The 23,406-nt window shown below is 45.4% G+C and carries 22 protein-coding genes; 14 read left to right on the top strand and 8 right to left on the bottom strand.

Annotated features, from left to right (window positions below):
- A partial coding sequence (locus tag AC13CK_RS14095; RefSeq protein WP_482831274.1) for a thiol:disulfide interchange protein DsbA/DsbL occupies positions 1-487 on the top strand: 487 nt, incomplete at its 5' end.
- 55 nt (positions 488-542) lie between these two features.
- On the opposite strand, the gene AC13CK_RS14100 is transcribed toward AC13CK_RS14095, so the two are convergent.
- Positions 543-1,244, bottom strand: coding sequence for a TetR family transcriptional regulator (locus tag AC13CK_RS14100; protein ID WP_425880081.1), 702 nt, complete (start codon positions 1,242-1,244; stop codon positions 543-545).
- Between the two features lie 210 nt (positions 1,245-1,454).
- Here AC13CK_RS14100 and rph point away from each other — a divergent pair, with 210 nt between their 5' ends.
- Both rph and AC13CK_RS14110 read left to right on the top strand, forming a co-directional pair.
- A complete protein-coding gene (rph, locus tag AC13CK_RS14105) occupies positions 1,455-2,171 on the top strand; it encodes a ribonuclease PH (RefSeq protein ID WP_425880080.1) in 717 nt (238 codons plus the stop codon).
- Between the two features lie 181 nt (positions 2,172-2,352).
- Positions 2,353-2,550, top strand: a complete 198-nt coding sequence (locus AC13CK_RS14110) for a hypothetical protein (protein ID WP_005108197.1) — start codon at positions 2,353-2,355, stop codon at positions 2,548-2,550.
- 100 nt (positions 2,551-2,650) lie between these two features.
- Here AC13CK_RS14110 and nadC read toward each other — a convergent pair whose 3' ends face one another.
- Entirely contained in the window at positions 2,651-3,496 is an 846-nt protein-coding gene (gene nadC / locus AC13CK_RS14115) for a carboxylating nicotinate-nucleotide diphosphorylase (protein ID WP_425880079.1), read from the bottom strand.
- A 182-nt stretch (positions 3,497-3,678) separates the two neighbouring features.
- Between nadC and ampD the strand changes: the two genes are divergently transcribed.
- A complete protein-coding gene (ampD, locus tag AC13CK_RS14120; protein WP_004281241.1) occupies positions 3,679-4,269 on the top strand; it encodes a 1,6-anhydro-N-acetylmuramyl-L-alanine amidase AmpD in 591 nt (196 codons plus the stop codon).
- A 60-nt stretch (positions 4,270-4,329) separates the two neighbouring features.
- On the top strand, positions 4,330-5,880 hold the full coding sequence (gene murJ, locus AC13CK_RS14125) for a murein biosynthesis integral membrane protein MurJ (protein ID WP_425880078.1): 1,551 nt from the start codon (positions 4,330-4,332) through the stop codon (positions 5,878-5,880).
- A gap of 125 nt (positions 5,881-6,005) precedes the next feature.
- Here murJ and AC13CK_RS14130 read toward each other — a convergent pair whose 3' ends face one another.
- Entirely contained in the window at positions 6,006-6,164 is a 159-nt protein-coding gene (locus tag AC13CK_RS14130; protein ID WP_004647174.1) for a DUF1328 domain-containing protein, read from the bottom strand.
- Between the two features lie 192 nt (positions 6,165-6,356).
- Between AC13CK_RS14130 and AC13CK_RS14135 the strand changes: the two genes are divergently transcribed.
- A complete protein-coding gene (locus AC13CK_RS14135) occupies positions 6,357-6,809 on the top strand; it encodes a YcgN family cysteine cluster protein (protein WP_247144270.1) in 453 nt (150 codons plus the stop codon).
- A gap of 19 nt (positions 6,810-6,828) precedes the next feature.
- Here AC13CK_RS14135 and AC13CK_RS14140 read toward each other — a convergent pair whose 3' ends face one another.
- Positions 6,829-8,967 (bottom strand): sensor domain-containing protein, encoded by a 2,139-nt coding sequence (locus tag AC13CK_RS14140; protein WP_482831275.1) that lies wholly within the window; start codon positions 8,965-8,967, stop codon positions 6,829-6,831.
- 263 nt (positions 8,968-9,230) lie between these two features.
- Between AC13CK_RS14140 and AC13CK_RS14145 the strand changes: the two genes are divergently transcribed.
- Positions 9,231-10,505 (top strand): replication-associated recombination protein A, encoded by a 1,275-nt coding sequence (locus AC13CK_RS14145; RefSeq protein WP_180087177.1) that lies wholly within the window; start codon positions 9,231-9,233, stop codon positions 10,503-10,505.
- A gap of 303 nt (positions 10,506-10,808) precedes the next feature.
- Here AC13CK_RS14145 and purC read toward each other — a convergent pair whose 3' ends face one another.
- Genes purC through dapA form a run of 3 tightly spaced genes read right to left on the bottom strand, consistent with a single transcriptional unit; the run spans position 10,809 to position 13,084 of the window.
- A complete protein-coding gene (gene purC, locus AC13CK_RS14150) occupies positions 10,809-11,528 on the bottom strand; it encodes a phosphoribosylaminoimidazolesuccinocarboxamide synthase (RefSeq protein WP_004281247.1) in 720 nt (239 codons plus the stop codon).
- A gap of 36 nt (positions 11,529-11,564) precedes the next feature.
- Complete coding sequence (locus AC13CK_RS14155) at positions 11,565-12,170, bottom strand: hypothetical protein (RefSeq protein ID WP_004281248.1); 606 nt, start codon at positions 12,168-12,170, stop codon at positions 11,565-11,567.
- Positions 12,171-12,184: 14 nt separating this feature from the next.
- Positions 12,185-13,084 carry a 4-hydroxy-tetrahydrodipicolinate synthase gene (dapA, locus tag AC13CK_RS14160; protein WP_004281249.1) on the bottom strand — a complete coding sequence of 300 codons (900 nt, stop codon included), beginning with the start codon at positions 13,082-13,084 and terminating at the stop codon, positions 12,185-12,187.
- Positions 13,085-13,808: 724 nt separating this feature from the next.
- On the opposite strand from dapA, the gene mhpT reads away from it, so the two are divergent.
- From mhpT to ppk1, 4 genes are all read left to right on the top strand, one after another.
- Positions 13,809-15,014 (top strand): 3-(3-hydroxy-phenyl)propionate transporter MhpT, encoded by a 1,206-nt coding sequence (gene mhpT / locus AC13CK_RS14165; RefSeq protein WP_441367352.1) that lies wholly within the window; start codon positions 13,809-13,811, stop codon positions 15,012-15,014.
- 301 nt (positions 15,015-15,315) lie between these two features.
- The gene (gene pncA / locus AC13CK_RS14170; RefSeq protein WP_005105311.1) at positions 15,316-15,945 is read left to right on the top strand and encodes a bifunctional nicotinamidase/pyrazinamidase; all 630 of its coding nucleotides are present in this window, start codon (positions 15,316-15,318) and stop codon (positions 15,943-15,945) included.
- Between the two features lie 125 nt (positions 15,946-16,070).
- Entirely contained in the window at positions 16,071-17,018 is a 948-nt protein-coding gene (locus AC13CK_RS14175; RefSeq protein ID WP_184413457.1) for a bile acid:sodium symporter family protein, read from the top strand.
- A 178-nt stretch (positions 17,019-17,196) separates the two neighbouring features.
- Positions 17,197-19,260: a polyphosphate kinase 1 gene (gene ppk1 / locus AC13CK_RS14180; RefSeq protein WP_425880075.1), complete on the top strand. Its 2,064-nt coding sequence runs from the start codon at positions 17,197-17,199 to the stop codon at positions 19,258-19,260.
- A 94-nt stretch (positions 19,261-19,354) separates the two neighbouring features.
- Here ppk1 and AC13CK_RS14185 read toward each other — a convergent pair whose 3' ends face one another.
- On the bottom strand, positions 19,355-20,608 hold the full coding sequence (locus AC13CK_RS14185) for a hypothetical protein (RefSeq protein WP_425880074.1): 1,254 nt from the start codon (positions 20,606-20,608) through the stop codon (positions 19,355-19,357).
- Between the two features lie 77 nt (positions 20,609-20,685).
- Here AC13CK_RS14185 and serB point away from each other — a divergent pair, with 77 nt between their 5' ends.
- The 3 genes from serB (at position 20,686) to AC13CK_RS14200 (ending at position 23,277) form a co-directional block, all read left to right on the top strand.
- Positions 20,686-21,906 (top strand): phosphoserine phosphatase SerB, encoded by a 1,221-nt coding sequence (serB, locus tag AC13CK_RS14190; protein WP_409651404.1) that lies wholly within the window; start codon positions 20,686-20,688, stop codon positions 21,904-21,906.
- Positions 21,907-22,320: 414 nt separating this feature from the next.
- Complete coding sequence (gene aciT, locus AC13CK_RS14195; protein ID WP_004647188.1) at positions 22,321-22,656, top strand: ciprofloxacin tolerance protein AciT; 336 nt, start codon at positions 22,321-22,323, stop codon at positions 22,654-22,656.
- Between the two features lie 141 nt (positions 22,657-22,797).
- Positions 22,798-23,277 carry an SCP2 sterol-binding domain-containing protein gene (locus AC13CK_RS14200; protein ID WP_004647189.1) on the top strand — a complete coding sequence of 160 codons (480 nt, stop codon included), beginning with the start codon at positions 22,798-22,800 and terminating at the stop codon, positions 23,275-23,277.
- Positions 23,278-23,406 lie beyond the last annotated feature (129 nt).

Here is a 23,406-nt window from a genome sequence, read left to right on the forward strand (position 1 = left end):
CAGAATTGAGGTACGTGAATTCTTCTGGTACGGCTGTGGTCACTGTTTCGCGCTTGAACCACATATGCAGGGCTGGTTGAAAAAATTACCAAAAGATGTACGTTTTGTACGTACGCCGGCTGCAATGAATCCACTCTGGGAACAGGCAGCACGTGCTTATTATGTGTCTGAAGCATTGGGTGTGCGTCAAAAAGCACATTTACAATTATTCCATGATATTCATGACAAGCAACGTCCAATTTTAGAACAGGCACAACTGGCTAAGTTCTATACCCGCTATGGTATTTCTGAAGCAAAATTTAACAGCACTTATAAATCTTTCCCGATCACTTCGAAAATTGCCCAAGCCAAAAATCTGGCTGCTCAGTATCAGTTAAGTGGTGTTCCCGCAGTGACCGTGAATGGTAAATATATTGTGCAGGGTAATGATGCCAAAGTCATTCAGGTGGTGAATTACCTGATCGAAAAAGAGCGTAAAGCCAAATAAGTCTGAACTGACGATCAGTAAAAAAACCTGCATCATGATGCAGGTTTTTTTTTATTTAGACTGGAGGAATGACCGCTTCATTGAGCACAGGGCTTGCGGTTTCAACTGTTTCGGCAGGTCGCCGGTACCAGTGCAAAATGCCACGCAGCAAGAGTTGCATCTGTAGCACACTTTGGGTTTTAAAGGCAGTGGATTGGGCGCGGCGCAGCTCTGGATCAGCTTGATGCTGCAGATGAATCCAGCCCATGGCCCAGTTCAGAGACAGCTCAATCAGCATCTGTGCCAGAGCCTGCAAGTCCTGTGGTGCCTGAATATGTCGGGTCGATTGCATCTTGGCCAGTTCATGCATGACATCTTCAGCCAGAAAATGAATTTCCCGTTCAATGCCGACACGTAACACGTCCGAACCGCCCCAACGTTCTGCCACAAAAAAAATCCAGGGTTCAGGATGATATTCGACGGCCTGAAAGAAGAGCTCAAGCCCGGTGTGGGTTCGGGTATTCGGCTGATACAGATAAGCCTGCCCCAGCTGATTGAGTACGCCCTTGATATGAATCGCAACCTGATCCAGCAATTCCAGACCCAACTGGTTCATATCCTGAAAGTGCCGATAGAACGCCGTCGGTACTACTCCGACTGCATTCGCGACTTCACGTAGGCTGATCGTGCTGAAAGCGCGGCCCTGACTGCTGAATGCTAGTGTCGCATCGAGTAGTGCCTGATGACTTTGCTGCTTGCGATCTTCACGTAAGGACATAAATGGGTTTCCTGTCACTGGCTTCCCTCATAGGGAGTTTTAGTCTAGCAAAAATTAAATCAAATCGTAGTGCCACAGATCGGCAGAATTTTGACATCTCGTAGCGAGCTGATGCATTGATTTTGTAAATGAATCACCAGGCTGCCTAATCTTGGCAAAGGCTTCTGCTATACTGAGCCGCAATTATTTTGAACCCATACAGGACTTATTATGCGTATCGACCAGCGAGCATTAGATCAATTACGTGAAGTGAAAATTACCCGTAACTATACACGTTATGCGGAAGGCTCTGTATTGGTTGAATTTGGTCATACCAAAGTACTCTGTACTGCCAGTGTGGATAGTTCTGTACCGCGTTTCCTCAAAGGTCAGGGCCAAGGCTGGGTGACTGCTGAATATGGCATGTTGCCACGTTCAACTCATACCCGTAGTGACCGTGAAGCGGCACGTGGCAAACAGAGTGGCCGTACTCAGGAAATTCAGCGTCTGATTGGTCGTAGCTTGCGCTCAATGGTCGATCTGAAAAAGCTGGGTGAAAATACCATTACTATCGACTGTGACGTAATTCAGGCTGATGGCGGCACCCGTACTGCAGCGATTACTGGTGCTGCGGTGGCTTTGGTCGATGCCATGAACGTCTTGCTGGAAAGAAAGAAAATCAAACATGATCCATTAAAAGGTTTGGTGGCTGCGGTTTCTGTGGGTATTTTCAAAGATGAAGTATTACTGGATCTTTGCTATGAAGAAGATTCAAACTGTCAAACCGATTTGAACGTGGTGATGACTCAGGCCGGTGAATTTATTGAAATTCAAGGCACTGCAGAAGATAAGCCATTTACCCGCGCACAATCGAATGCCTTGCTGGAAATGGCCGAGAAAGGCATTCAGGAACTGGTGAAAAAACAGCAAGAAGCTTTAGGCTGGTAATCCATCCCATGCTGAGAAACGCATCTCCGGATGTGTTTTTTTATGCCTGAAATTTCAGCAATTGCTGTATGAAAAAACTGCATCACAAAGCTTCATCACAAAAATCCGACATGAATCGGCTATATCTGAACCGGTTTTGCATCGATATTGGATCAGGCGAGATCACAATGAGGAATGCGGCATGAAACAGTGGCTTTGTGCAATTTCATTGCTGGGCGTGTTTGGATTAACTGCCTGTGACTGGGGTAATAATCGTGAAAATGACGAGCGTTCAGTATTAAATCAGGATCGTGATGAGGATAACGGAAGATATAACGACCGTGATGGTGACGATGATGACCGCGATCGTCGAGGTAATCGGGACGACGACGATGATTAAGGTCTAAAATAGAAAATTGAGCAAAATATGCGCAAAAAAAATTTCTAAAAATAAAAAAAGGGTGCTTCGCACCCTCTACGGTCATCTATCCCATTTAGGCTTAAGCATTGAAACGCATCGACAGATCAATGGCTTTGACATCTTTGGTCAGCACACCCATGGAAATATAATCTACGCCGGTACTCGCGACTTCACGTAAATTATCAATCGTGATATTACCAGAGGCTTCCAGTTTGCAGCGACCAGCTACATGTTGCACTGCATTGATCATTTGCTGCTGAGTGAAATTATCCAGCATCACGATATCCGCATGGGCTTCGAGTGCCTGATTTAGTTCATCCCAGGTTTCAACTTCAACTTCGACAGGCTTGCCCGGCGCAATCTGATGGGCTTTGGCAATCGCCTGAGCAATGCCACCCGCTGCCATAATATGATTTTCTTTAATCAAAAATGCATCGAACAGGCCCAGACGATGGTTCTGACCACCACCAATGGCTACGGCATATTTTTGTGCAATACGTAGGCCCGGAAGCGTTTTACGAGTATCTAACAATTTGGTGTTTAAACCTTGTAGCTCTTTGACATAGTGGGCAGTTTTAGTCGCAACCGCAGACAGCGTCTGGACAAAGTTTAGCGCAGGACGTTCCACGGTGAGTAGGCTACGTGCAGATCCGGCCAGTTTTAAAAAGGCTTGATTGGCTTGAACGTGATCACCATCATTTTTCAGCCAGGTCACTTCAATACTGGGATCATAGGCCTGAATCAAGGCATTTACCCAAGGCTGGCCGGCTAAAACCATGTCTTCACGGCTAATGATGGTGGCAGTGGTCTGTTCATCTTCAGGAGTCAGCAGGGCGGTAATATCGCCTTCACCGATATCTTCAGAAAGTGCCTGTTGAATATTGATCTGAATGGACTGGTCTAGCAAAGCTTGAGATATGCGCATGAGTATTTCCGTATCTTTTTTAAGCCGTGAAAATTGCGCCTTATCTTAGCACCGTTACATAAAAGATGAGCGATTTTTCATCCAGTTTGCCGGGATGAATTGAGATTTGTCCTTGAAAGTTTTAGCATGAAGCCGGCTGCAATGCTGATCTTGCAGATTTTATTTTTGGGGAGAACGGTTTTATGCAACAGGCAGCTGAGTTTCAGGTCAAGGACGGGCAACTAATCGGTGCACGTCAAATCCCGTCTCCCAATTTTAATCAGCGGCCAGAACAGACCGAGATTCAATTGCTGGTGATTCATAATATCAGCCTGCCACCTTCCCAGTTTGGCGGCGGTTATATTGAACAGTTTTTTCAGAACCAGCTGGATTGGTCAGTACATCCCTATTTTCAAACCATTGAAGGGATGCAGGTGTCGACCCATCTGCTAATTTTAAGAACGGGAGAAGTACTGCAATTTGTTAATTTCAATGACCGTGCCTGGCATGCCGGCCGCTCGACCTATTTGGGCAAAAAAGAATGTAATGATTATTCGATCGGGATCGAGCTGGAAGGCAGTGACGATTTGCCTTTTGCAACCGCACAGTATGAAGCCCTGGTCAAAGTGGCTGCCTGTTTGCAAGATTATTATCCTAAAATTCAGCAGCATATTGCCGGACATTCGGATATTGCACCGGGCCGCAAGACCGATCCGGGACCATATTTTAACTGGGCTGATTTTCGTACACAGCTACAGCATTATAAAAACACCTCAAGCTCGCTTGAGCGATGAAATTAAGCAATGAACTTCTGATAAAAGTTTCATTACAATAGCCACAAATTTATACATTAGGTGAATAGGATGGCGCTTTGGCGTTCGACCGTCATTGTCAGTGCGATGACCATGTTGTCACGCGTACTGGGATTGGTTCGAGACATTGTTTTACTGAATGTCTTTGGTGCTGGTAAAGACTTCGATACCTTCGTAGTCGCATTTCGTATTCCAAACTTTTTCAGGCGTTTATTTGCCGAAGGCGCATTTTCACAGGCGTTTATTCCGGTACTGACCGAATATAAGACCAGTCGCACGCATACTGAAGTCCAGATCCTGATCAGCCGGGTATTTGGCTGTCTGGCCACGGTCATGACCACGTTGACCATGGTCGCGATCATTGCTGCGCCATTGATCATGTATATCTATGCGCCCGGTTTTCATAGCGATCCTGAAAAATTCGCTCTGGCGACCGACATGTTCCGCCTGACCATTCCTTATTTGCTGTTCATGTCACTGACGGCTTTTGCCAGCAGTATTCTGAACAGTTATGGCTCTTTTAGTACCCCGGCATTTGCGCCGGTCTTGCTGAATGTGGCGATGATTGCCGGGGCGCTCTGGCTTACACCTTATATGGCCGAGCCGATTATGGCGCTGGGCTGGGCTGTGATCATTGCCGGTATTTTACAGCTGGCCATCCAGATTCCTGAATTGTGGCGTAAAAACCTGCTGATTCCACCGAAAATTGACTTCAAGCATGAAGGCGTAGATCGCATCATGAAGTTGATGCTACCGGCATTATTTGGTGTATCTGTCACGCAAATTAATCTATTGTTAAATACCATTTGGGCTTCATTCATGCAGGATGGTTCGGTATCCTGGCTGTATAGTGCCGAGCGTATGACCGAATTGCCGCTGGGTCTGATCGGTGTTGCAATTGGTACCGTGATTTTGCCGTCGTTATCGGCACGGCATACCGAGCAAAATCCGGAAAAATTCCGTGGCATGATGGACTGGGCAGCCAAAGTTATTGTGATGGCAGGCCTACCCGCCAGTGTTGCACTGTTTATGCTGTCGACCCCGATCATTCAGGCCCTGTTTGAACGTGGCCAGTTCACCTTTGAAGATACTCAAATGACGGCTTTGGCGCTGCAATGTATGAGCGGTGGTGTGATTGCCTTTATGCTGATTAAAGTCTTTGCTCCCGGTTTTTATGCAAAGCAGGATACCAGAACCCCGGTGCGTGTCGGTTTGATGGCTGTGGCGGCCAATGCGATTCTGAACGTGATTTTTATCGGTTTCTTCAAGCTGATTGACTGGGAAGCAGAGCATATGGCGCTTGCACTGGCATCGACGGGTTCAGCGATGGTCAATGCCGGTTTACTTTATTATTATCTGCATAAGCGTGATATTTTCCGTTTTGGTTCGCACTGGAAAAAAATCTTCCTGCAATTCATGTTTGCCAATGTGGTGATGATTGCGGCTCTGGCCTATGCCCTGAGTTGGTATAACGCAGATGTATCACAATGGATGCGTGTGGTAGAAGTATTGATCTTATGTGTTGTCGGTGTGGTAGCGTATGTTGCAGCCTTGCTGGTGGCAGGTTTTAGACCACGTCATTTAAAGCCCTAAGTTCATCTTAAAAGAAGTATTTTTGATCAAAACAGATCATTAAAATACCCATAAAAAAACAAGAGCCAGAAGGCTCTTGTTTTTTTTGAAAGCTAACACTTGCTTTGAAAAGGTCTAGCGTAAATCTAGACCTTGCCGCGCGAAAGAAAACCAACGATCGCAAGAATCACCGCAATTACCAACAAGATAATCGCAAAATCCTTAGACAAGCCTGCGACGCCACCGAAACCAAGTAGACTCGCAATTAATGCAATAACAGCAAAAATAATAGCCCAGCGAAACATATATATTCTCCATGTGTTTTTATTTTCAAATTTAGTATAGAAATAAACGATTCCAGCGACTGTTAGTGTTGTGTTGATGAACTGTCTCTGATTTAACAATAGTTTACGTGATAACAATAAAAATTTGAGACAGTAGGTCTGCAGGGTTCTGGCTGTTATAATCAGCTGATTTTTGAATATTCCGGCCCGATCATGAGCGATACTTTACGTCCCGAATTCTGGAAAAACTATTCACTTGCTGAACTGACGCAAGTCGAGTGGGAGGCCTTGTGTGATGGTTGCGGATTATGTTGTCTGATTAAACTGGAAGATGAAGATACTCAGGAAGTCGCATATACCAAAGTGGCCTGCAAATTACTGGATTGTAGCACTGCGCGTTGTTCCAATTATCCGGATCGCCTGCAATATGTGCCGGACTGTATTCAGCTCACGCCAGAGAAGCTGGAAACGATTCACTGGTTGCCTTCGAGTTGTGCCTATCGTCGGGTAGAGCAGGGTAAAAGCCTGCCATCTTGGCATTATCTGATTAGCGGTTCACGGGAAAGTGTGATTCAGGCACGCAAGTCGGCAGCAGGGCGCTGCCTGAGTGAAAGTGACATTCATGAAGATGACATCGAAGACTATATTGTACGCTGGGTGCGTTAAATCTGCCTGCGTGATTCGTTTATTGATCTGCCGGATGGAGTAGGGCCTGGGCCAAAGCACCGGCCATCGGGCGATAGAAATAGAATCCTTGTCCTATCCGACAGTCACAATGGATCAGGGTATCCAGCTGTTCTGTATTCTCAATCCCTTCCACCAGAACATCCAGTGCAATACTGGAGCCAATCTGAGTAATGGCTTTGACAATAGCCAGGGCAGATGGGTCACTGTTCATGCGCTCTACAAAGTTTCGGTCAATCTTGATGCAATCGACCGGATAGTCCTGCAAGCGGGTCAGCGAAGAATGTCCGGTGCCGAAATCATCCAGTGAGATCTGGATTCCGGCCTGTTTCAGCAGGTTCAGGGCACGGACCACATAATTGGCGCCATGTTCGGACAGGCTCTGTTCGGTAATTTCCAGTTCAACTTTGTGGGCCGGAATATCGAAATTGGACAGGCGTGCCAACAGTTTTTCGGCATAGTCATCGCGCAGGAATTCAACTGGTGCAGCATTGATTGAAATCGGTAACAGATCCAGACCTTGTGCCTGCCAGCGGCTCATATCTGCAAAGACTTTTAGCTGCATGGTCTCACTGATGCGTGAGGCCAGCTCATAGTCCTGAAAGGCACCAAAAATTTCGGAAGGTAACTGAATGTTCTGATTCTGATCTTGCCAGCGTAATAGCGCCTCAAAACCGATCACTGCACCATCAGAAAGACGTACCTTGGGCTGGTAATAGGGAATGATCTGGTCGGCGAGAATAATCTTGCGTGCCAGAGTCAGCTGCTTGGTCATATTTTCCAGTGAACCGCACATTTCCTGATTGAACATGCGGATACCACCACGACCACTATTTTTCAGGTCGTTTAAGGCGATATCAGCACATTTCAGCAAATTAGAAGTATTTAAGGCATCACGTGGATAGATGGCACAGCCAATACTCATGGCACTGCTGATGCTATTGCCGACATAATTGATGGGCTGATCCAGCTGGGCATAGGCCATTTGTGCCGTTGCCAGCAGCTGTTCTTCACTTTCCAAATTTTTGACCAGTACGGCAAATTCATCACCACCCAAACGGGCGATGATGGTATTTGGCCCGAAGCAGGTCTGGAAGCGTTTGCCCAAGACATGTAACAGATGATCGCCGGCAATATGGCCCAAGGTATCATTGATATGCCGGAAATAATCCAGATCAATCAGCAGTAAACCCGCCATGGTCTGCTGTTGTTTGGCCTTTAACAGTACCTGTTTAAAGGTTTTATAGAAGGTACTGCGATTATACAGGCCAGTCAGTTCATCACGTTTAACTACTTCTTTTAAACGGGTTTCTGCAATTTTTTGCTGACTGATATTGCGTGATACACAGAGGATATTTTGGGTAATATTCTGCTGATCCAGAATCGGGGTCAGCAGATGATCCCAATACTGGATCGGTTGATCTTTAATCTGAACTTTGCTGGAAAAACGACTGTTTAAGCCTTGGGCAGCCTGTTTTAAAGCACGCTGCCCGGATTTTCGGGCTTCAGGGGTTAAGCGATTTAACCAGCACAATGAACGGTCTTGATCTTGTTCTGTGGTCTCACTTGCTTGTGCCAGACAGCCAGACTGGTTGCTATGTCGAATCTCGCCTTCAGGGCTGATAATGTTAATGCAGTCTGCGCTAGCATCCAGCATGTTTTCCTGGGTTGAAACAATCTGAGAAAGTTGCTGCTGGATTTCAAAATAATCATGCACATCGGTCAGGGAAACGGCCCATTGCAGCAAATGTTCAGGTTCATGATGAAATTTTACCGCCAGGCTACACATGCGATAATGGGTATCACTGCGTTTAATCCGGCACTGGGTTTCAAAATTCTGCTGTTGATCCAGCGCAGCATGCCACTGCGCTAAAAACAGCTGCAAGTCCTCGGCATGGATAAAACTCTGCCATTGCGGATGACCCTGTTCATTCAGGTTCACGCCAAGATAATCAGTCATGGCATCGTTAAAATATTGCAGATGTTTTTTGTTGCTGACCCACAAGGGTTGTGGTAAGGCATCGATCAGATTTTTTAACAAAACCGATTCAGACAAGTGAACGTGGGGTGCAATCAGTGATGATGACGTCAGTGGCTTAGACCGACTCACAGCTCCCTGTTCAAATTTATCATGCTTCATGCATTCACCACTACAACCCAAAAGTGCCCAAGGGGCGAGATAAGTTTCTTTTAATTAGAATAAACAATATGAAAATTACACTGTAATTAATTCACAATTAATCATGTTCAAATTATTCGCTTTTATAGAGATTAATTCATTCAGAATTAAAAAAATAGAGGATATCTCCATAAATTAATTTTTTATGCTTGATGTTTGTATTCTTGGAATCAAAACTGCTGGTGTTAGAATGAGATCAGAATTTAGTTTGAGCCAATAATAATATGTCAGATAGTCATATCCCGCTTCCAGAACGCTTACGGCCACGCGACCTTACACAGATTATCGGGCAGGAACATTTGCTGGGAGAACATGCGCCCTTACGTCAGATGATTGATCAGGGGCATCTGCCTTCGATCATTTTCTGGGGACCTCCCGGAGTCGGAAAAACCACCATTGCCTTACTGCTGGCTCAAGCGGTAGACCGACCTTTTATCAGCCTGTCTGCACTGAATACCGGGGTGAAAGAACTGCGTGAAATCATTGCCGAAGGTGGCGATTTGCTGACGCCAGTGGTATTTATTGACGAAATTCATCGCTTTAATAAATCCCAGCAGGACGCGTTATTAAATGCGGTCGAGAAAGGGAAAATTACCTTAATTGGCGCCACCACGGAAAACCCGTCTTTTGAAGTGAATAGTGCCTTATTGTCACGTTGTCAGGTGTATAGCCTGAATGCATTGAGCGCTGAATCGATTCAGACTCTGCTGACACAAGCCTTACAAAATGACTCTTTTTTGCAGGAACGCCATATCCTGATTGAAGAATTTGATGCCCTGATCCAGTTCGCGGCAGGAGATGCCCGCAAGGCGCTAAATTTACTGGATCTGATTGCCAGTACCTTTGAAGCGGATATGGAAAATATCATCACCAATGCGGTGGTGGTAAAAGTAGCACAGCAAAATATTGCCCGTTATGACAAGTCCGGTGAGCAGCACTATGATCTGGTCTCGGCCTTTATCAAATCCATTCGCGGCAGTGATCCAGATGCAGCCCTGTACTGGATGGCACGCATGCTCAAAGGCGGTGAAGATCCGGTGTTTATTGCACGGCGCATGTTGATTGCCGCATCCGAAGATATCGGCAACTCCAATCCGAATGCTTTGTTGCTGGCGGGTGAGTGTTTCCGTTCGGTGCAGGCCGTAGGCATGCCGGAATGCCGGATTATTTTGGGGCAATGTGCAGTTTATCTCGCGACCAGTGCCAAAAGTAACAGTACTTATCTGGCGATTAACAAGGCGATGGAACTCGCAGACAAAACTTCAAATTTGCCAGTGCCTTTGCATTTAAGAAATGCGCCAACCAAGCTGATGAAAGAGCAGGGCTATGGCGTGGATTATCTGTATCCGCATAACTATCCTGAGCATTTTGTGCTGCAGGAATATATGCCGCCAGAACTGAAAGATACCAAACTGTATGAATCAGCACGTAATAAACGTGAAGTTGAAGGGGAGCGTTTACAGCAACGCCGTTGGCAACAGCAACAACAGCAGCAATAAAGCTGGGTATCCCAACTAATTGAACAGATTAAAAAAAAAGCCCAATTCAAGGCGAATTGGGCTGAAAGTAGGATGTTTTTGAGGGAGATAACATCCTAGAGGGTAGAGGAGAAATTTGGTCGGAAAATATGGAGTAAAGTGCGTCAACTCACTGATTTGCCTGGTATGTGATAATATTAATGCATGTAGTTTTTGATGTAAAAACGATCATTTTAATAATAAAAATTTATTTTTCCGATTAAAAGCCGGAAATAAAAAACCGAGCTAAAAAGCTCGGTTTTTTCGAATCTGCGCATTTACAGATTAGATGTTGTCTAGATTGATACCTAAACGGCCAGCCACTTCTTCATAGGCTTCAACTACGCCGCCTAAACCTTGACGGAAACGGTCTTTATCTAGTTTTTTCTTGGTGTCTTTGTCCCATAGACGGCAACCGTCTGGAGAGAATTCATCACCAAGTACGATACGGTCGTGGAACACGCCGAATTCAAGCTTAAAATCAACCAGAATCATATTCCCTGCGTCAAACAATGCTTTAAGCACGTCGTTCACTTGGTAAGTCAATTCTTTCATTTTCGCCAATTGTTCAGCAGTTGCCCAACCTAAAGCAATGGCTTGTGACTCATTGACCATTGGATCACCAAGCGCATCATCTTTAAAGAACAATTCAAATGTTGGAGGAGTCAGTTCCTTGCCTTCTTCCACACCCAGGCGGCGGCATAAAGAACCTGCTGCATAGTTACGGATCACACATTCAACCGGGATCATATCCAGTTTTTTTACCAGCACTTCATTTGGAGTCAGTAGCTTTTCAAAGTGGGTCTCAATTCCCGCTTCTGCCAGTTTTTCCATAATGAAGGCGTTAAAACGGTTGTTCACCTTGCCTTTACGATCTAGTTGCTCAATTTTTTCGCCATTGAATGCTGAGGCATCATCGCGAAAGACTAAAATCAGATGGTCTGAACTGTCTGTGGTGTAGACAGATTTCGCTTTACCAGTATAGAGCAAGGTTTGTTTTAACATGAGGGAACCTTTTACAAAAAAAATGCCTAGAAATGTCTAGGCTGGCCAATTTTGGTAAATCTGGTTGAGCAGTTCTGCAGCTTTTTCACGGTCGGCAAAACTGTTATCGGCATTGAACACAGCGAGGTTATTACTTGAACCGACAGAAGATAATCTTAATACATAGATCTGCTGATCAACCTTAATCGTGACTTCATAACGATTTTTGCTCTGCGCAACGATGCTATGATTCAGACTGCTGAGGGTGGCAAGTGTATATTGCCAAATTGTAGCAGAATTTCCCTCAATTTTAAGCAGCGGATTAAGATTTCCGTCAGTGACCAACTGTGGTCGACCCACCGTATTGGTTTCGGTTAGATCAGCTGTATTTGAGTTTTCAGTCTGGGCTTGTGGGCGTGGCAAGGCAAAACGGTTGCCACGCTGGTTTTCAAGCTTCGGTGCATGTTCAATCGCAAGCGGATCAACTGTTGGAGCAGGATACAATGGCGTTGCAGGACGAACCATGGCGCCTTCAGGATATTGTAAAGCTTCCAGGGTAGTAGTCTCTTTATAGTCTAAAGTGCCGTTATTAAAGGCCATTGAACTACAACCTGCCAAACTGAATACTGAAAGTGTAAGGCTAAGTCCTAAACGTAATTGCATAATCTTGTGCTCTTTTATTTGATAACGCCCGCTTCGACCAGTGCTTCATGAAGCGGAGCGCGATATTGTTCTGCAAGTGGTGTTAATGGAAGGCGAATACCCGTACCAATTAAGCCCATGTCATGGAGTGCCCATTTCACAGGAATTGGGTTCGATTCGCAAAATAAAATATTGTGTAAATTTGCAACCTGAGCATTTAACTGTTCAGCTGTGGCTGCATCACCGGCAATCGCAGCTGCACACACTTCGCTCATGGCTTTCGGAGCCACGTTCGCCGTGACCGAGATATTACCTTTGGCGCCATGTCCGATCAGTTGATAGGCAGTTGCATCATCACCTGAATAAACAGTCATGTCTTTGCCTACAAGGCCTTGCAGCAGTTCAGCACCGCGCGGTACATCGCCAGTCGCATCCTTAATACCGATAATTTGTGGAATATCCGCCAGACGAATCACGGTTTCATTGGCCATATCCACACCGGTACGGCCTGGAACATTATAAAGAATCTGAGGAAGATCAACAGCTTCAGCAATAGCTTTATAGTGCTGATACAAGCCTTCCTGAGTCGGTTTGTTATAATATGGCGTTACTAGTAAAGCGGCATCTGCCCCCAGCTCTTTGGCTTCGCGGGTCAGTTCGATCGCTTCACGGGTCGAGTTCGCACCTGTGCCGGCAATAATAGGAATACGTTTGTTGGCCACACGAATGATTTCTTTGATCACCTGGGTGTGTTCACTCATGCTGAGAGTAGAGGCTTCGCCTGTCGTTCCAACGGCGACAATACTGTTGGTGCCCTCTGCAATATGCCATTCAACCAGCTTCTCGAGACCCTTCCAATCTACGCTGCCATCTTCAAACATAGGGGTGACGATTGCGACTATGGAACCTTGAATGGTCTGTGCTTGCTGAGTCATTTTAAAAAACTATCCTATTTGTCCATCCGAAAGGAATGAGAAAACATAAATTGGGATGGATTTGTATTTTGATTTATAGCAAATTCAATAGATTTGCATTGAATTGAATATTGCTTATGCAAATTATGACTGATCAAACGCATAAGAACAATATGCTTTAGTAAAAGCCACTGAATTCTTTATACAAAGCCTTTTGGAAACAATCAAGTAATAAATAAGATGATTTATAAAGCAAAATCCTGAGACCAAAGTTATGTCTCCAGTCTAGACAAAGGAGGAGATTGCCCCAAATGAACTCAGTAATGATAAGGCTTGTGCAAAAAGATCAGCTGAAAACTGCCATTTTTATGCCTTTTAATTTTGGATTAATAGTTATATTGGATAAATTGAGACCTCGTACATCTTGATTGCACTCTCGTACTAAGACAAATAAAGCCAAAAACGACTAAGACTAATCTTTTTTAAATATCAATAAATTGAGAATTTTTTTTCTTATCGGTTAATTTTTTAACTTGATGTATAAGCCTTAAAGTCTAAGTCTTGAACTTTATCATGTTCTGATTAAGTGTTTTTGCGACTTTATCTGGTCTTATCCTCTCTTCATCTGCTTCTGCTCCTTTGGGAATATCCAAGCAAAACGTTCAACTTATTGATAGTTATTTCTGCAATCAGGCTCATAGATGATGGCTGTCTTTTGTAACGCTGATTGAACAAGGATAATCCAATGGAAAAATCAGACAATAAGCATGCTATCGTCACGGTCGCGATCTGTTTTCTGATTGCGGTGATTGAAGGCTTAGATATTCAGGCAGCCGGAATTGCTGCTGCAGGTATTCGTGAGCATTTTGGTCTCGATAGTTCCCAGTTGGGTGTGTTTTTTAGTGCAGGGATTCTGGGTTTATTACCGGGTGCACTGGTTGGTGGTCGATTTGCAGATCGCATTGGCCGTAAGAAAGTCTTGATCTGGTCGACAGCAGTATTTGCTGTATTTACCTTATGTACCGTCTGGGTCAATAGCTTTAACAGCTTGCTGGCAGTGCGTTTCCTGGCTGGAGCAGGTCTGGGCGGCGCGATGCCAATTCTGATCACACTCGCCTCTGAAGCAGTCTCTCCACAAAACCGTGGCCGTGCAGTCGGCTTGATGTACTGCGGTATGCCAGTCGGTGCAGCGATTTTGTCTTTGATTGCGGCGACTGAATTTGGCGCCAACTGGAAAAATGTTTTCTATCTCGGTGGCCTGTTACCGATTTTTGCCATTCCGTTGATGATGCTATTTTTGCCTGAATCGAAGGAATACCTGAAAGCACAGAACAAAACGGCTGCAGAACTTGCTGTTGCATCGCAGGGTTCATTCAAGGACCTGTTTAATTCGGACAACCTGTTACGTACGCTATGTATCTGGGTGAGCTACTTCTTTACCTTGATGGTGGTTTACATCATGTTGAGCTGGTTGCCATCATTGTTTATGGAACTTGGCTTCACACGTAAGGATGGTTCAACCGCACAGTTCTACTTCATGGTTACAGCGACGATTGGTACGATTATTTTAGGTATGTTGACCGACCGCTGGAAGAAAGCCTATGTGATCCTGTTGATGTACGGCGGTATTCTGGCAGGTCTACTGGCGCTAAATGGTGCAAGCTCGCTGAACCAGATGTATATGGCAGCCGCATTGGCCGGTGCCTTCGTGATTGGCTGTCAGGGTGTACTGTATGCCTTTGGTAGTATCGTTTATCCGACAGAAGTGCGTGGTACTGGTGTTGGGGTTGCATCTGCAGTTGGTCGTATTGGTGCCATGCTGGGGCCAGTCATTGCCGGTCAGTTACTGACGGCAGGTTTTGGCGCTGCTGGGGTTATTAGCGCCGCGATCCCATGTATCATCATTTCTGCATTATGTATGCTGTTCCTGGTGAATCGTACTAAAGTGTAAGGTTCAACGATTTAAAAAAGCCTGCTTTTGCAGGCTTTTTTATTTTCAGAATTTAAGAATTAAATACACTGTTTTATTATTAGAAAGATTCATCACTTTATCTTAAATTTTTTTGCAGAGATCTAGCTTGATACAAGCGCGGAACCCATCCTTTTTTGTCAAAAATAATGAATCTATTGATCTGCTCATATACACATGCCGAGAATACACAGTCATGCCATTTTTAGTAGCAGGGCTAAAAATCCTGAAGCATTTTGCGCTATGCTTGGGCATAAATCGAGATTTCAATGGATGAAAACAGATGCAGAATAATGTTGCTTTACTGGTCGTAGACGTACAAAGAGGATTTACCCCGGGGGGTAATCTGGCTGTAGCCAATGCTGACCAGATTATTCCAAATATCAATCTATTGGGGCAGCATTTTAAGCATATTATCCTGACCCAAGACTGGCATCCGGACAACCATATTTCTTTTGCAGACAACCACCCCGGCAAAGTAGCCTATGACAGCATTCAGCTGGATTATGGCACTCAGGTCTTATGGCCAAAGCATTGTGTGCAAGGGACACGCGATGCCGAACTGCATCCGGATTTAAATTTACCGCAAGCACAACTCATCATTCGCAAGGGTTTTCATTCCCAGATCGACAGTTACTCGGCCTTTATGGAAGCTGACCAGAAAACCCCGACGGGTCTTGCTGGCTATCTGCGTGAACGTGGGATTGATACCGTATTTGTGGTCGGGATTGCTACGGACTTTTGTGTGGCCTGGACTGCAATCGATGCCTGCAAACTGGGCTTTAAAACCTATGTGATTGCCGATGCCACCAAGGGCATTGACCTGAATGGTTCCTTGCAACATGCCTGGCAGGATATGCTGTCGCATGGCGTGAAACGTATCTATGTGAAAGATATTGTTCAAGCAGCTTAACACTGGATAGGGATAGAACTTAATATCCCTTTGATCTTATTTATATTTGAATATAAAAATTCAGGCATCAACGGGTGCCTGTTTTATCTTGCTTTTTCTCCCTTAATGTCACCTGGATGAAACCCATGTCAGCCTTGCTCCAGTTTAGCCAATTTGTCCAAAAAACCTTTGCTTTATGGGTGCTGCTTTTTTCCGGCATTGCCTTGATGATCCCTGAAGTTTTTGTCTGGTTACGGGCTTATATTCCGTGGATGTTGGGCATCATCATGTTCGGCATGGGCATGACCATGACCGTCGGAGATTTTAAAAGTGTCTTGCAAAGTCCGAAGGCAGTAGCGATTGGCGTCGTCGCCCAGTTTATGGTGATGCCGGGTTTGGCCTTTTTGCTGTGCAAGCTGTTCCAGCTGCCACCAGAGATTGCCATCGGGGTAATCTTGGTGGGTTGCTGTCCGGGCGGAACTGCATCCAATGTGATTACCTATATGGCCAAGGGCAATACTGCCTTGTCGGTCGCCTGTACCTCGGTTTCGACTTTACTGGCGCCCATTTTAACTCCGGCCATTTTCTATGTGTTGGCCAGTCAGTGGATTGAGATCAATGCCTGGTCGATGCTGGTGTCGATCTTACAGGTGGTGTTATTCCCAATTATTCTGGGCTTAATCGTACGGGCGCTACTCAAGCAAAAAGTTACGGCCTATATTCAGGTCATGCCGTTGATTTCTGTGATTGCGATTGTGGCAATTGTCGCGGCGATTATTGCCGGCAGCAAAACCCAGATTCTGGAGTCCGGTTTAATGATTTTAGGGATCGTGGCCTTACACAACGGTATGGGCTATTTACTGGGTTATTGGGCCAGTCGCATATTTCACTTGGCAGAAATAGACTGTCGTGCAGTATCCATTGAAGTCGGGATGCAGAATTCTGGTCTGGGTGTGGCTTTGGCGGCAACCCATTTTGCTGCATCTCCAATGACGGCTTTGCCAAGCGCCATTTTTAGTCTGTGGCATAATATTTCAGGGCCAGCTTTAGCCACTTATTGGGCTGCCAGACAAACTGAAAAAACAGACACCTAATTGCAGTTTGAGGACAGCACACAACAAGCTAGAACATGATTTTTTATAATGTGAAAAAGTTAGAATATTAATTTATATGGATTTATCGAGCTTTGTAACATAAGTGTCATGAAGTCTGCCTAAGATCGCCCCTCAATGATGTGAAACAACAGACTGTAATCAGCAGCATTGAGAGGGCATGGAACAATTTCAGCATTCGTCAGCGACCTATTTTAATCGGGAACTTTCCTTATTTGAATTTCAGCGTCGTGTCTTGGCACAAGCACTCGATCCGAATTTACCGATTTTAGAGCGCTTAAACTTCCTGATTATTTTTTCCCGTAACCTGGATGAGTTCTTTGAAATCAGGATTGCCGGGCTGATGAAACAGCAAGACCTGAATGCGACTACCCGGACGCCTGATGCTGTACCCACCGAGCTGGTTCTACAACAACTGTCCCAGTCCATTCATGCCACAGTGAACAAACAGTATGAGGTGCTGAATCATGCAATTCTGCCTGAACTCCAGGCGCAGGGTATTCAGTTTCTTCAATATCAGGATCTTCTGGAAAAACATAAGGCCTGGATTGCAGCCTTTTTTGCCAAAGAAGTGCAACCGGTACTGACCCCGATCAGCCTGGATCCTTCACATCCTTTTCCACGTTTGGTGAATAAAAGTCTGAACTTTATTATCAGCCTAGAAGGTAAAGATGCCTTTGGCCGTGAAATCGAGATGGCAATTGTGCCGGCACCACGTTCCTTACCCTGCCTGATTAAAATTCCGGAAGACGTCACCGGAAACAATACCACCCAGATTTTTCTGACTGCGATCATCCAGCAGCATATCAGTGATTTGTTCCCGGGCATGAAAGCGACCGGATGTTATGCCTTTCGAGTCACCCGCAATGCCGATCTAGTATTGTCGGAAGATGTTGACGATCTGGCCGTAGCCTTAAAAGACGAACTGTGTTCGCGCCGCTTTGGTCGTGCAGTACGTCTGGAAATTGAAAATGACTCTCCACAGAACATTATCGACTATTTGCTAGATGAATTTGATCTGACGGAACAGGAACTGTACCGGATTGATGGACCGATCAATTTGTCCCGTCTGAGTACCAGCTTTGAGCGTCCGGAATTAAAGTATCCGCATTTCAGTCCGGTGATTCCCAAAATTTTCCGTAAACAGAAAAGTATTTTTGAAATTTTAAAGGCGCAGGACGTGCTGCTGCATCATCCTTTTGATTCATTCCAGCCAGTGATTACTTTGCTGCGCGAAGCGGCCAAGGATCCAGCGGTGCTGGCGATCAAGCAGACGCTGTACCGCAGTGGTCCGGATTCGGAAATTGTTCAGGTACTGGCAGAAGCCGCACGCAATGGCAAGGAAGTCACGGCCGTGATTGAACTGCGGGCGCGTTTCGATGAAGAATCCAATATTATGGTGGCCAATATCCTGCAAGAAGCAGGTGCAGTAGTGGTCTATGGCATCGTGGGTTATAAAACCCATGCCAAAATGATTCTGATCGTCCGGCGTGAAAATCAGGAATTACTGCGTTATGCGCATTTGGGTACCGGAAACTATCATGCCGGTAATGCCCGCATGTACACCGATTACGGCCTGATGACCACACAGCCGGATATCTGTGAGGATGTGCACCGCATGTTCCAGGAACTGACCGGTATGGGGAAAATGGCCAAACTGAAAGCTCTGCTACATGCGCCGTTTACCCTGCATAGCGAACTGTTGAAACTGATTGAACAGGAAAAGACATTTGCCCTGGCTGGCAAAGCCGCGCAGATCATCATCAAGGTGAATGCGCTTACCGAACCGCAATTAATTGCTGCCCTGTATCAGGCTTCGCAGGCCGGGGTAAAAATTGACCTTATTGTGCGTTCAATCTGCTGTCTGATTCCACAAGTTACCGGTATGTCGGAAAATATTCGGGTACGTTCAATCGTAGGACGTTTCCTGGAACATACCCGGGTCTATTATTTTGAGCATGGCGGCGCCAAGAAACTGTATTGTGCCAGTGCCGACTGGATGGGGCGCAACCTGTTTTCCAGGGTTGAAACCTGTTTCCCAGTACTGGATCCAGAGCTGAAAAAACGGATTTATAAAGATGGCCTGATCAGTTATTTAAAAGATTGTCAAAATGCATGGGAGTTAGATGCCGATGGTCAGTGGCATAAAGTTCCCTGTCAGGATCCGGCCCAGCCTTATAATGCCCAGCAATATCTGCTGGAACAAAAACAGTTAAAAATTTAAAGGGTAGGCCAAGATACGCTGGCGTATTTGTTTTGTACCCATCAAAAAGCCAGATATTGAATCCGGCTTTTTTAATTGCAATATTCAGTGATATTTATGAGGCTTTGGACTGTTTGGATTTTAGAATTTCGGTTCTAAAAGTCTGTGCCAGCTCGGCGCTTTCAGCATCCATCCCATTCACCACAAAAGCATGACGGGTCAGGACATTGGTTGGATTCGGCATGCTGACCAGCTGGAAGTGATCACTCACATCTTTCAGCAAGCTATTCGGTACATGTAAGGCACTTTCTTTCGCGACCAGATGCTGAGTCAGACGCTCAGCGGCCTGTACCGAACTGAGCTGCATCTCCTCGACTTTAGAGGCAATCGCGCTGCGGGTTTGTAGCACAAAACGTTTTTCTTCACGATAACGTTTATACAGCACTTCCGAAAGCAGCTGGAACACGGCACTGATCATGGTCAGGCAGGCCAGGGCATTCGGTTTGTCTGCTGCGATACTGATGGTGGCACCTTTTTCATCAAATTTATGTACGGTACAAATATCAGAACTATTTAACTTATAGCGTTGCACACAGAGTTCAGTGGCTTTATTCAGGAAAATTTGACAGAGATTGAAATAAGGCACCGAAACGGTTTTATTCACGCTATCCAGTAACTGTTTTGGATCGTAGAACTGGATGTTTAAGCTCAGGCTATCGCTTTCCAGTATTGCCGGCTTATGTTCTTTTTCTTTGGCTTTGTTTTTCACTGCCTGTTGGGCTTGGGCAATCGCCAGTGCCGCATTATGCTTTTCCTGTTCCAATGCCTGGGTCAGGGTCTGAATCTCGAATTTCAGTCGCGATTCGTTATTGATGTGCGCCAGATATTCGGTTCGGCTTGGACGTGCCACGGCACGATAAGCGACCCAGAGCAGACCATGAATGATGAACGAGAACAGAATTGCCAGCCATTGTGTCCGCAGAATTTCACCAATACTTGGTTCAATCAGAGTGATTTCAATCACACCGACTTTTTTCTCATTTTGCAGCGCATCACGGACAAAAACTTCACCCTCGCGGGTTTTGGTCAGTCCGCCAGTGGCTAAAACCTGAGCTTTCGCATCTAGAATCCGGATGGAAGCGACACTTGGATTGGTGGCATAACGATTTGCCAGCAACGCCAGAGAAACGCGGTTGGGTGGTTCAAGCTCAGACAGGCTGTCTGTCACCAGTTGACTGGTGATCAGCTGTCCCTGATTGGCACGGTTTTCATTCAGTTGGTGAGTGGTTGCCAATACCAGTAAAAAGGTATGCAGAGCAAAACTTACAATCAATAGGCTAGCAAATAGCCCTTGTCTAGGCGCATTCAACGTAAACTTCCAAGGCAATTCTGTTCAATTTCGATTATGATTCTAACAATAGTTGTAGCTCAGACCCGAGTCAATTCATGCGAGAAATCATTCTTATATCATTCTTAGGACCTGACCAGCCTAATCAATTTACACGATTAATGCAGGTTTTGTCCGCCCATTCCCTACAGATTTTAGATGTAGGGCAAGCGGTTATTCATAATCAGTTAACCTTAGGTATTGTTGTAGCCTCTGAAGACCAGACAGCGACAGCATTAGCCATGAAGGAGATCCTGATTCTAGCACATGATATCGGGTTAACTGTGCGCTTTAAACCGATCTCTGCGACTGAATATGATCAGTGGGTCAAAGAGGGTGGACGCACACGTTATATCGTAACGGCATTGGCCCCTGAATTAAATGCCTCTCATCTGCAAGCCGTGACCCAGATTGTCTCGGGTCAGGGTTTTAATATTGAAACCGTGACCCGTCTGTCTGGTCGCCCCATTTTAGATGGCCAGAGCAGCGGGCCAAAACGTGCCTGTGTCCAGTTCGGTTTAAGCGGACAGATGCTAGATGCAGCTGCCATGCGCGCGGCCTGCCTCAGCCTGTCGAATGAACTGAATGTCGATGTCGCGGTACAAGAAGACAATGCCTATCGCCGTAACCGCCGTCTGGTTTGCTTCGATATGGACTCAACCCTGATCGAACAGGAAGTTATTGACGAACTGGCGATTGAAGCCGGTGTTGGTGAACAGGTCGCAGAAATTACCGAACGTGCTATGCAAGGCGAGCTGGACTTCCAGCAAAGCTTCCGTGCACGTGTCGCCTTGTTAAAAGGCATGGACGCTTCGGTACTTCCGAAAATTGCCGAGCGCCTGACGATTACCGAAGGAGCTGAACGCCTGATTTCGACTTTAAAAGCACTAGGTTACCGTACTGCAATTCTTTCTGGCGGCTTTCAGTATTTTGCTGAATATCTGCAAACTAAACTGGATATTGATGAAGTGCATGCCAATGCACTCGATGTTCAGGATGGTGTTGTTACCGGTGAAGTCAAAGGCCATATCGTCGATGGCGCACGCAAAGCACTCTTGCTCGGTGAAATCGCCCAGGAGATGGGAATTTCCCTGGAACAAACCATTGCAGTCGGTGATGGCGCCAATGATTTACCAATGCTATCCATTGCAGGACTTGGTGTGGCTTTCCGTGCCAAACCTCTGGTACGCCAAAACGCCAATCAGGCAATTTCTAGCGTCGGTCTGGACGGTGTGCTGTATCTGCTCGGTGTACATGATAAAGACCTGAACCGTGCATAAGTACAGGCTTTGATTGATTTTAAACGCGACCTCCGGGTCGCGTTTTTTATTGCTTATGATGTGAGTTGCATAAGTGAGCGATGAAATTTGCCTACAAAAACATCGATCATCTTAAACGGAAAAATAATTTTTTAACTTAAAAAAACTACTGATAATTTTGTAATGACACGCCAACATTGGTGCAGTCATTGATCCACAAAAATGTGAAAAGCAAAAAATGTAATGACAATATAATATCGCGACAAAGTATGTCGTTAGGCTGGAAGACAGGACTTTTTTTATGCAAAAAACTCAGCATAATGCAGGCATAGAGATACAAATCAACAGATTCCATTTTATTGATTTAACGAAATTCAATAGATAGAAGCGTTGCAATATCAAGCGGAAACTATCTATCTGGATGGAGGGGGTTATATGGTAACAGCGAATTTAGCAACGATTGTGGGCTTCAGTTTAGTCGCTGTAGCTGTGCTTGCTGTGTTCTTCTCGCCTTATCGTCGCTGGTTAAGCTTTATGGCGGCCGGGATGCTGGTATGGGGCCTGATCGAGGTGATTCGTGTAGGAACTCAAACCTGGTTTGAGCTACCAATGACGTATAGTTACCTGAGCGCGTTAACTGCGGTCATGATGGTCGTGACTGGCCTGTTGTTGCGTGAAGATCGTCGTGCTGAGCGTGCTTTAGCAAAACGCCGTTGCATCGAACATACGCCAGTGTATGAAGACGACCAGCAGCAGCTTTCAAGCCGTTAATTCTACAAGTTGCAATGAAAAAAATGCACCCATGGGTGCATTTTTCAGTTTGGAAATATGATACAAACTGCATAATCCACCTAGCCCAGAACTATGCTAGGATATTTGTCAATTTTCGTACAATTAGAATAGGCATCCTCCATGAAACTGTCGTCCATTCCTGTGTTAAAACTTCCTCTTATTGATATGAGTACAGATCCGCTGGACTTACTGGTCGCAGGTTTAGCTTTACGTATGAAGCAGTTGGCACGTACCAGCCCAAAATTCATTGAACTGGTACATGGGCGTCAATTCCGTATCCAGATTGGTACGGATGAAGGTATGGCACGTCAGATTATTGTGGATAACGGTCATATCGATACCGTTTCTGGTGATGCTGAAAAAGCTGATTTTGTGTTGCAGTTTGCTGACAGTGAGCAGGGTGTGAAGACCTTGGTCAAAGGTGACCCGACGGCATTTATGACCGGCATGCAAAGTGGCACCATTAAAATGGAAGGCGACTTTGGCCTGCTGGTTTGGTTTAACCAGGTGGCAAAAATGATTCCACCAAAACTGCCAAAGCCAGTCAAAGAAAAAGTGAAAATGGTACGTCAGTTTATTAAAGAGAAAACTGGTAAATAAGTTAAAAATCTTTCATCCAACCTTTTCTTTCTACCTTTGGGAGAAACACAAAGAGGGGGGTGAAAGGATGAAAGATTTTTAAAAGAAAAAGCCCTCATTAGAGGGCTTTTTTAATGTGATGAATAATGT

It is taken from the genome of Acinetobacter sp. L-24 (assembly GCF_056857555.1).

Excerpts from the sequence above, each read along its gene's own strand:
- nadC (WP_425880079.1), bottom strand. The coding sequence starts at position 3,496 with ATGCGCATATCTCAAGCTTTGCTAGACCAGTCCATTCAGATCAATATT.
- AC13CK_RS14155 (WP_004281248.1), bottom strand. The coding sequence starts at position 12,170 with ATGCAATTACGTTTAGGACTTAGCCTTACACTTTCAGTATTCAGTTTG.
- AC13CK_RS14100 (WP_425880081.1), bottom strand. The coding sequence starts at position 1,244 with ATGTCCTTACGTGAAGATCGCAAGCAGCAAAGTCATCAGGCACTACTC.
- rph (WP_425880080.1), top strand. The coding sequence starts at position 1,455 with ATGCGTATCGACCAGCGAGCATTAGATCAATTACGTGAAGTGAAAATT.
- ampD (WP_004281241.1), top strand. The coding sequence starts at position 3,679 with ATGCAACAGGCAGCTGAGTTTCAGGTCAAGGACGGGCAACTAATCGGT.
- pncA (WP_005105311.1), top strand. The coding sequence starts at position 15,316 with ATGCAGAATAATGTTGCTTTACTGGTCGTAGACGTACAAAGAGGATTT.
- AC13CK_RS14200 (WP_004647189.1), top strand. The coding sequence starts at position 22,798 with ATGAAACTGTCGTCCATTCCTGTGTTAAAACTTCCTCTTATTGATATG.
- aciT (WP_004647188.1), top strand. The coding sequence starts at position 22,321 with ATGGTAACAGCGAATTTAGCAACGATTGTGGGCTTCAGTTTAGTCGCT.
- serB (WP_409651404.1), top strand. The coding sequence starts at position 20,686 with ATGCGAGAAATCATTCTTATATCATTCTTAGGACCTGACCAGCCTAAT.
- dapA (WP_004281249.1), bottom strand. The coding sequence starts at position 13,084 with ATGACTCAGCAAGCACAGACCATTCAAGGTTCCATAGTCGCAATCGTC.
- AC13CK_RS14145 (WP_180087177.1), top strand. The coding sequence starts at position 9,231 with ATGTCAGATAGTCATATCCCGCTTCCAGAACGCTTACGGCCACGCGAC.
- AC13CK_RS14135 (WP_247144270.1), top strand. The coding sequence starts at position 6,357 with ATGAGCGATACTTTACGTCCCGAATTCTGGAAAAACTATTCACTTGCT.
- ppk1 (WP_425880075.1), top strand. The coding sequence starts at position 17,197 with ATGGAACAATTTCAGCATTCGTCAGCGACCTATTTTAATCGGGAACTT.
- AC13CK_RS14130 (WP_004647174.1), bottom strand. The coding sequence starts at position 6,164 with ATGTTTCGCTGGGCTATTATTTTTGCTGTTATTGCATTAATTGCGAGT.
- AC13CK_RS14140 (WP_482831275.1), bottom strand. The coding sequence starts at position 8,967 with ATGAAGCATGATAAATTTGAACAGGGAGCTGTGAGTCGGTCTAAGCCA.
- mhpT (WP_441367352.1), top strand. The coding sequence starts at position 13,809 with ATGGAAAAATCAGACAATAAGCATGCTATCGTCACGGTCGCGATCTGT.
- AC13CK_RS14110 (WP_005108197.1), top strand. The coding sequence starts at position 2,353 with ATGAAACAGTGGCTTTGTGCAATTTCATTGCTGGGCGTGTTTGGATTA.
- purC (WP_004281247.1), bottom strand. The coding sequence starts at position 11,528 with ATGTTAAAACAAACCTTGCTCTATACTGGTAAAGCGAAATCTGTCTAC.
- AC13CK_RS14175 (WP_184413457.1), top strand. The coding sequence starts at position 16,071 with ATGTCAGCCTTGCTCCAGTTTAGCCAATTTGTCCAAAAAACCTTTGCT.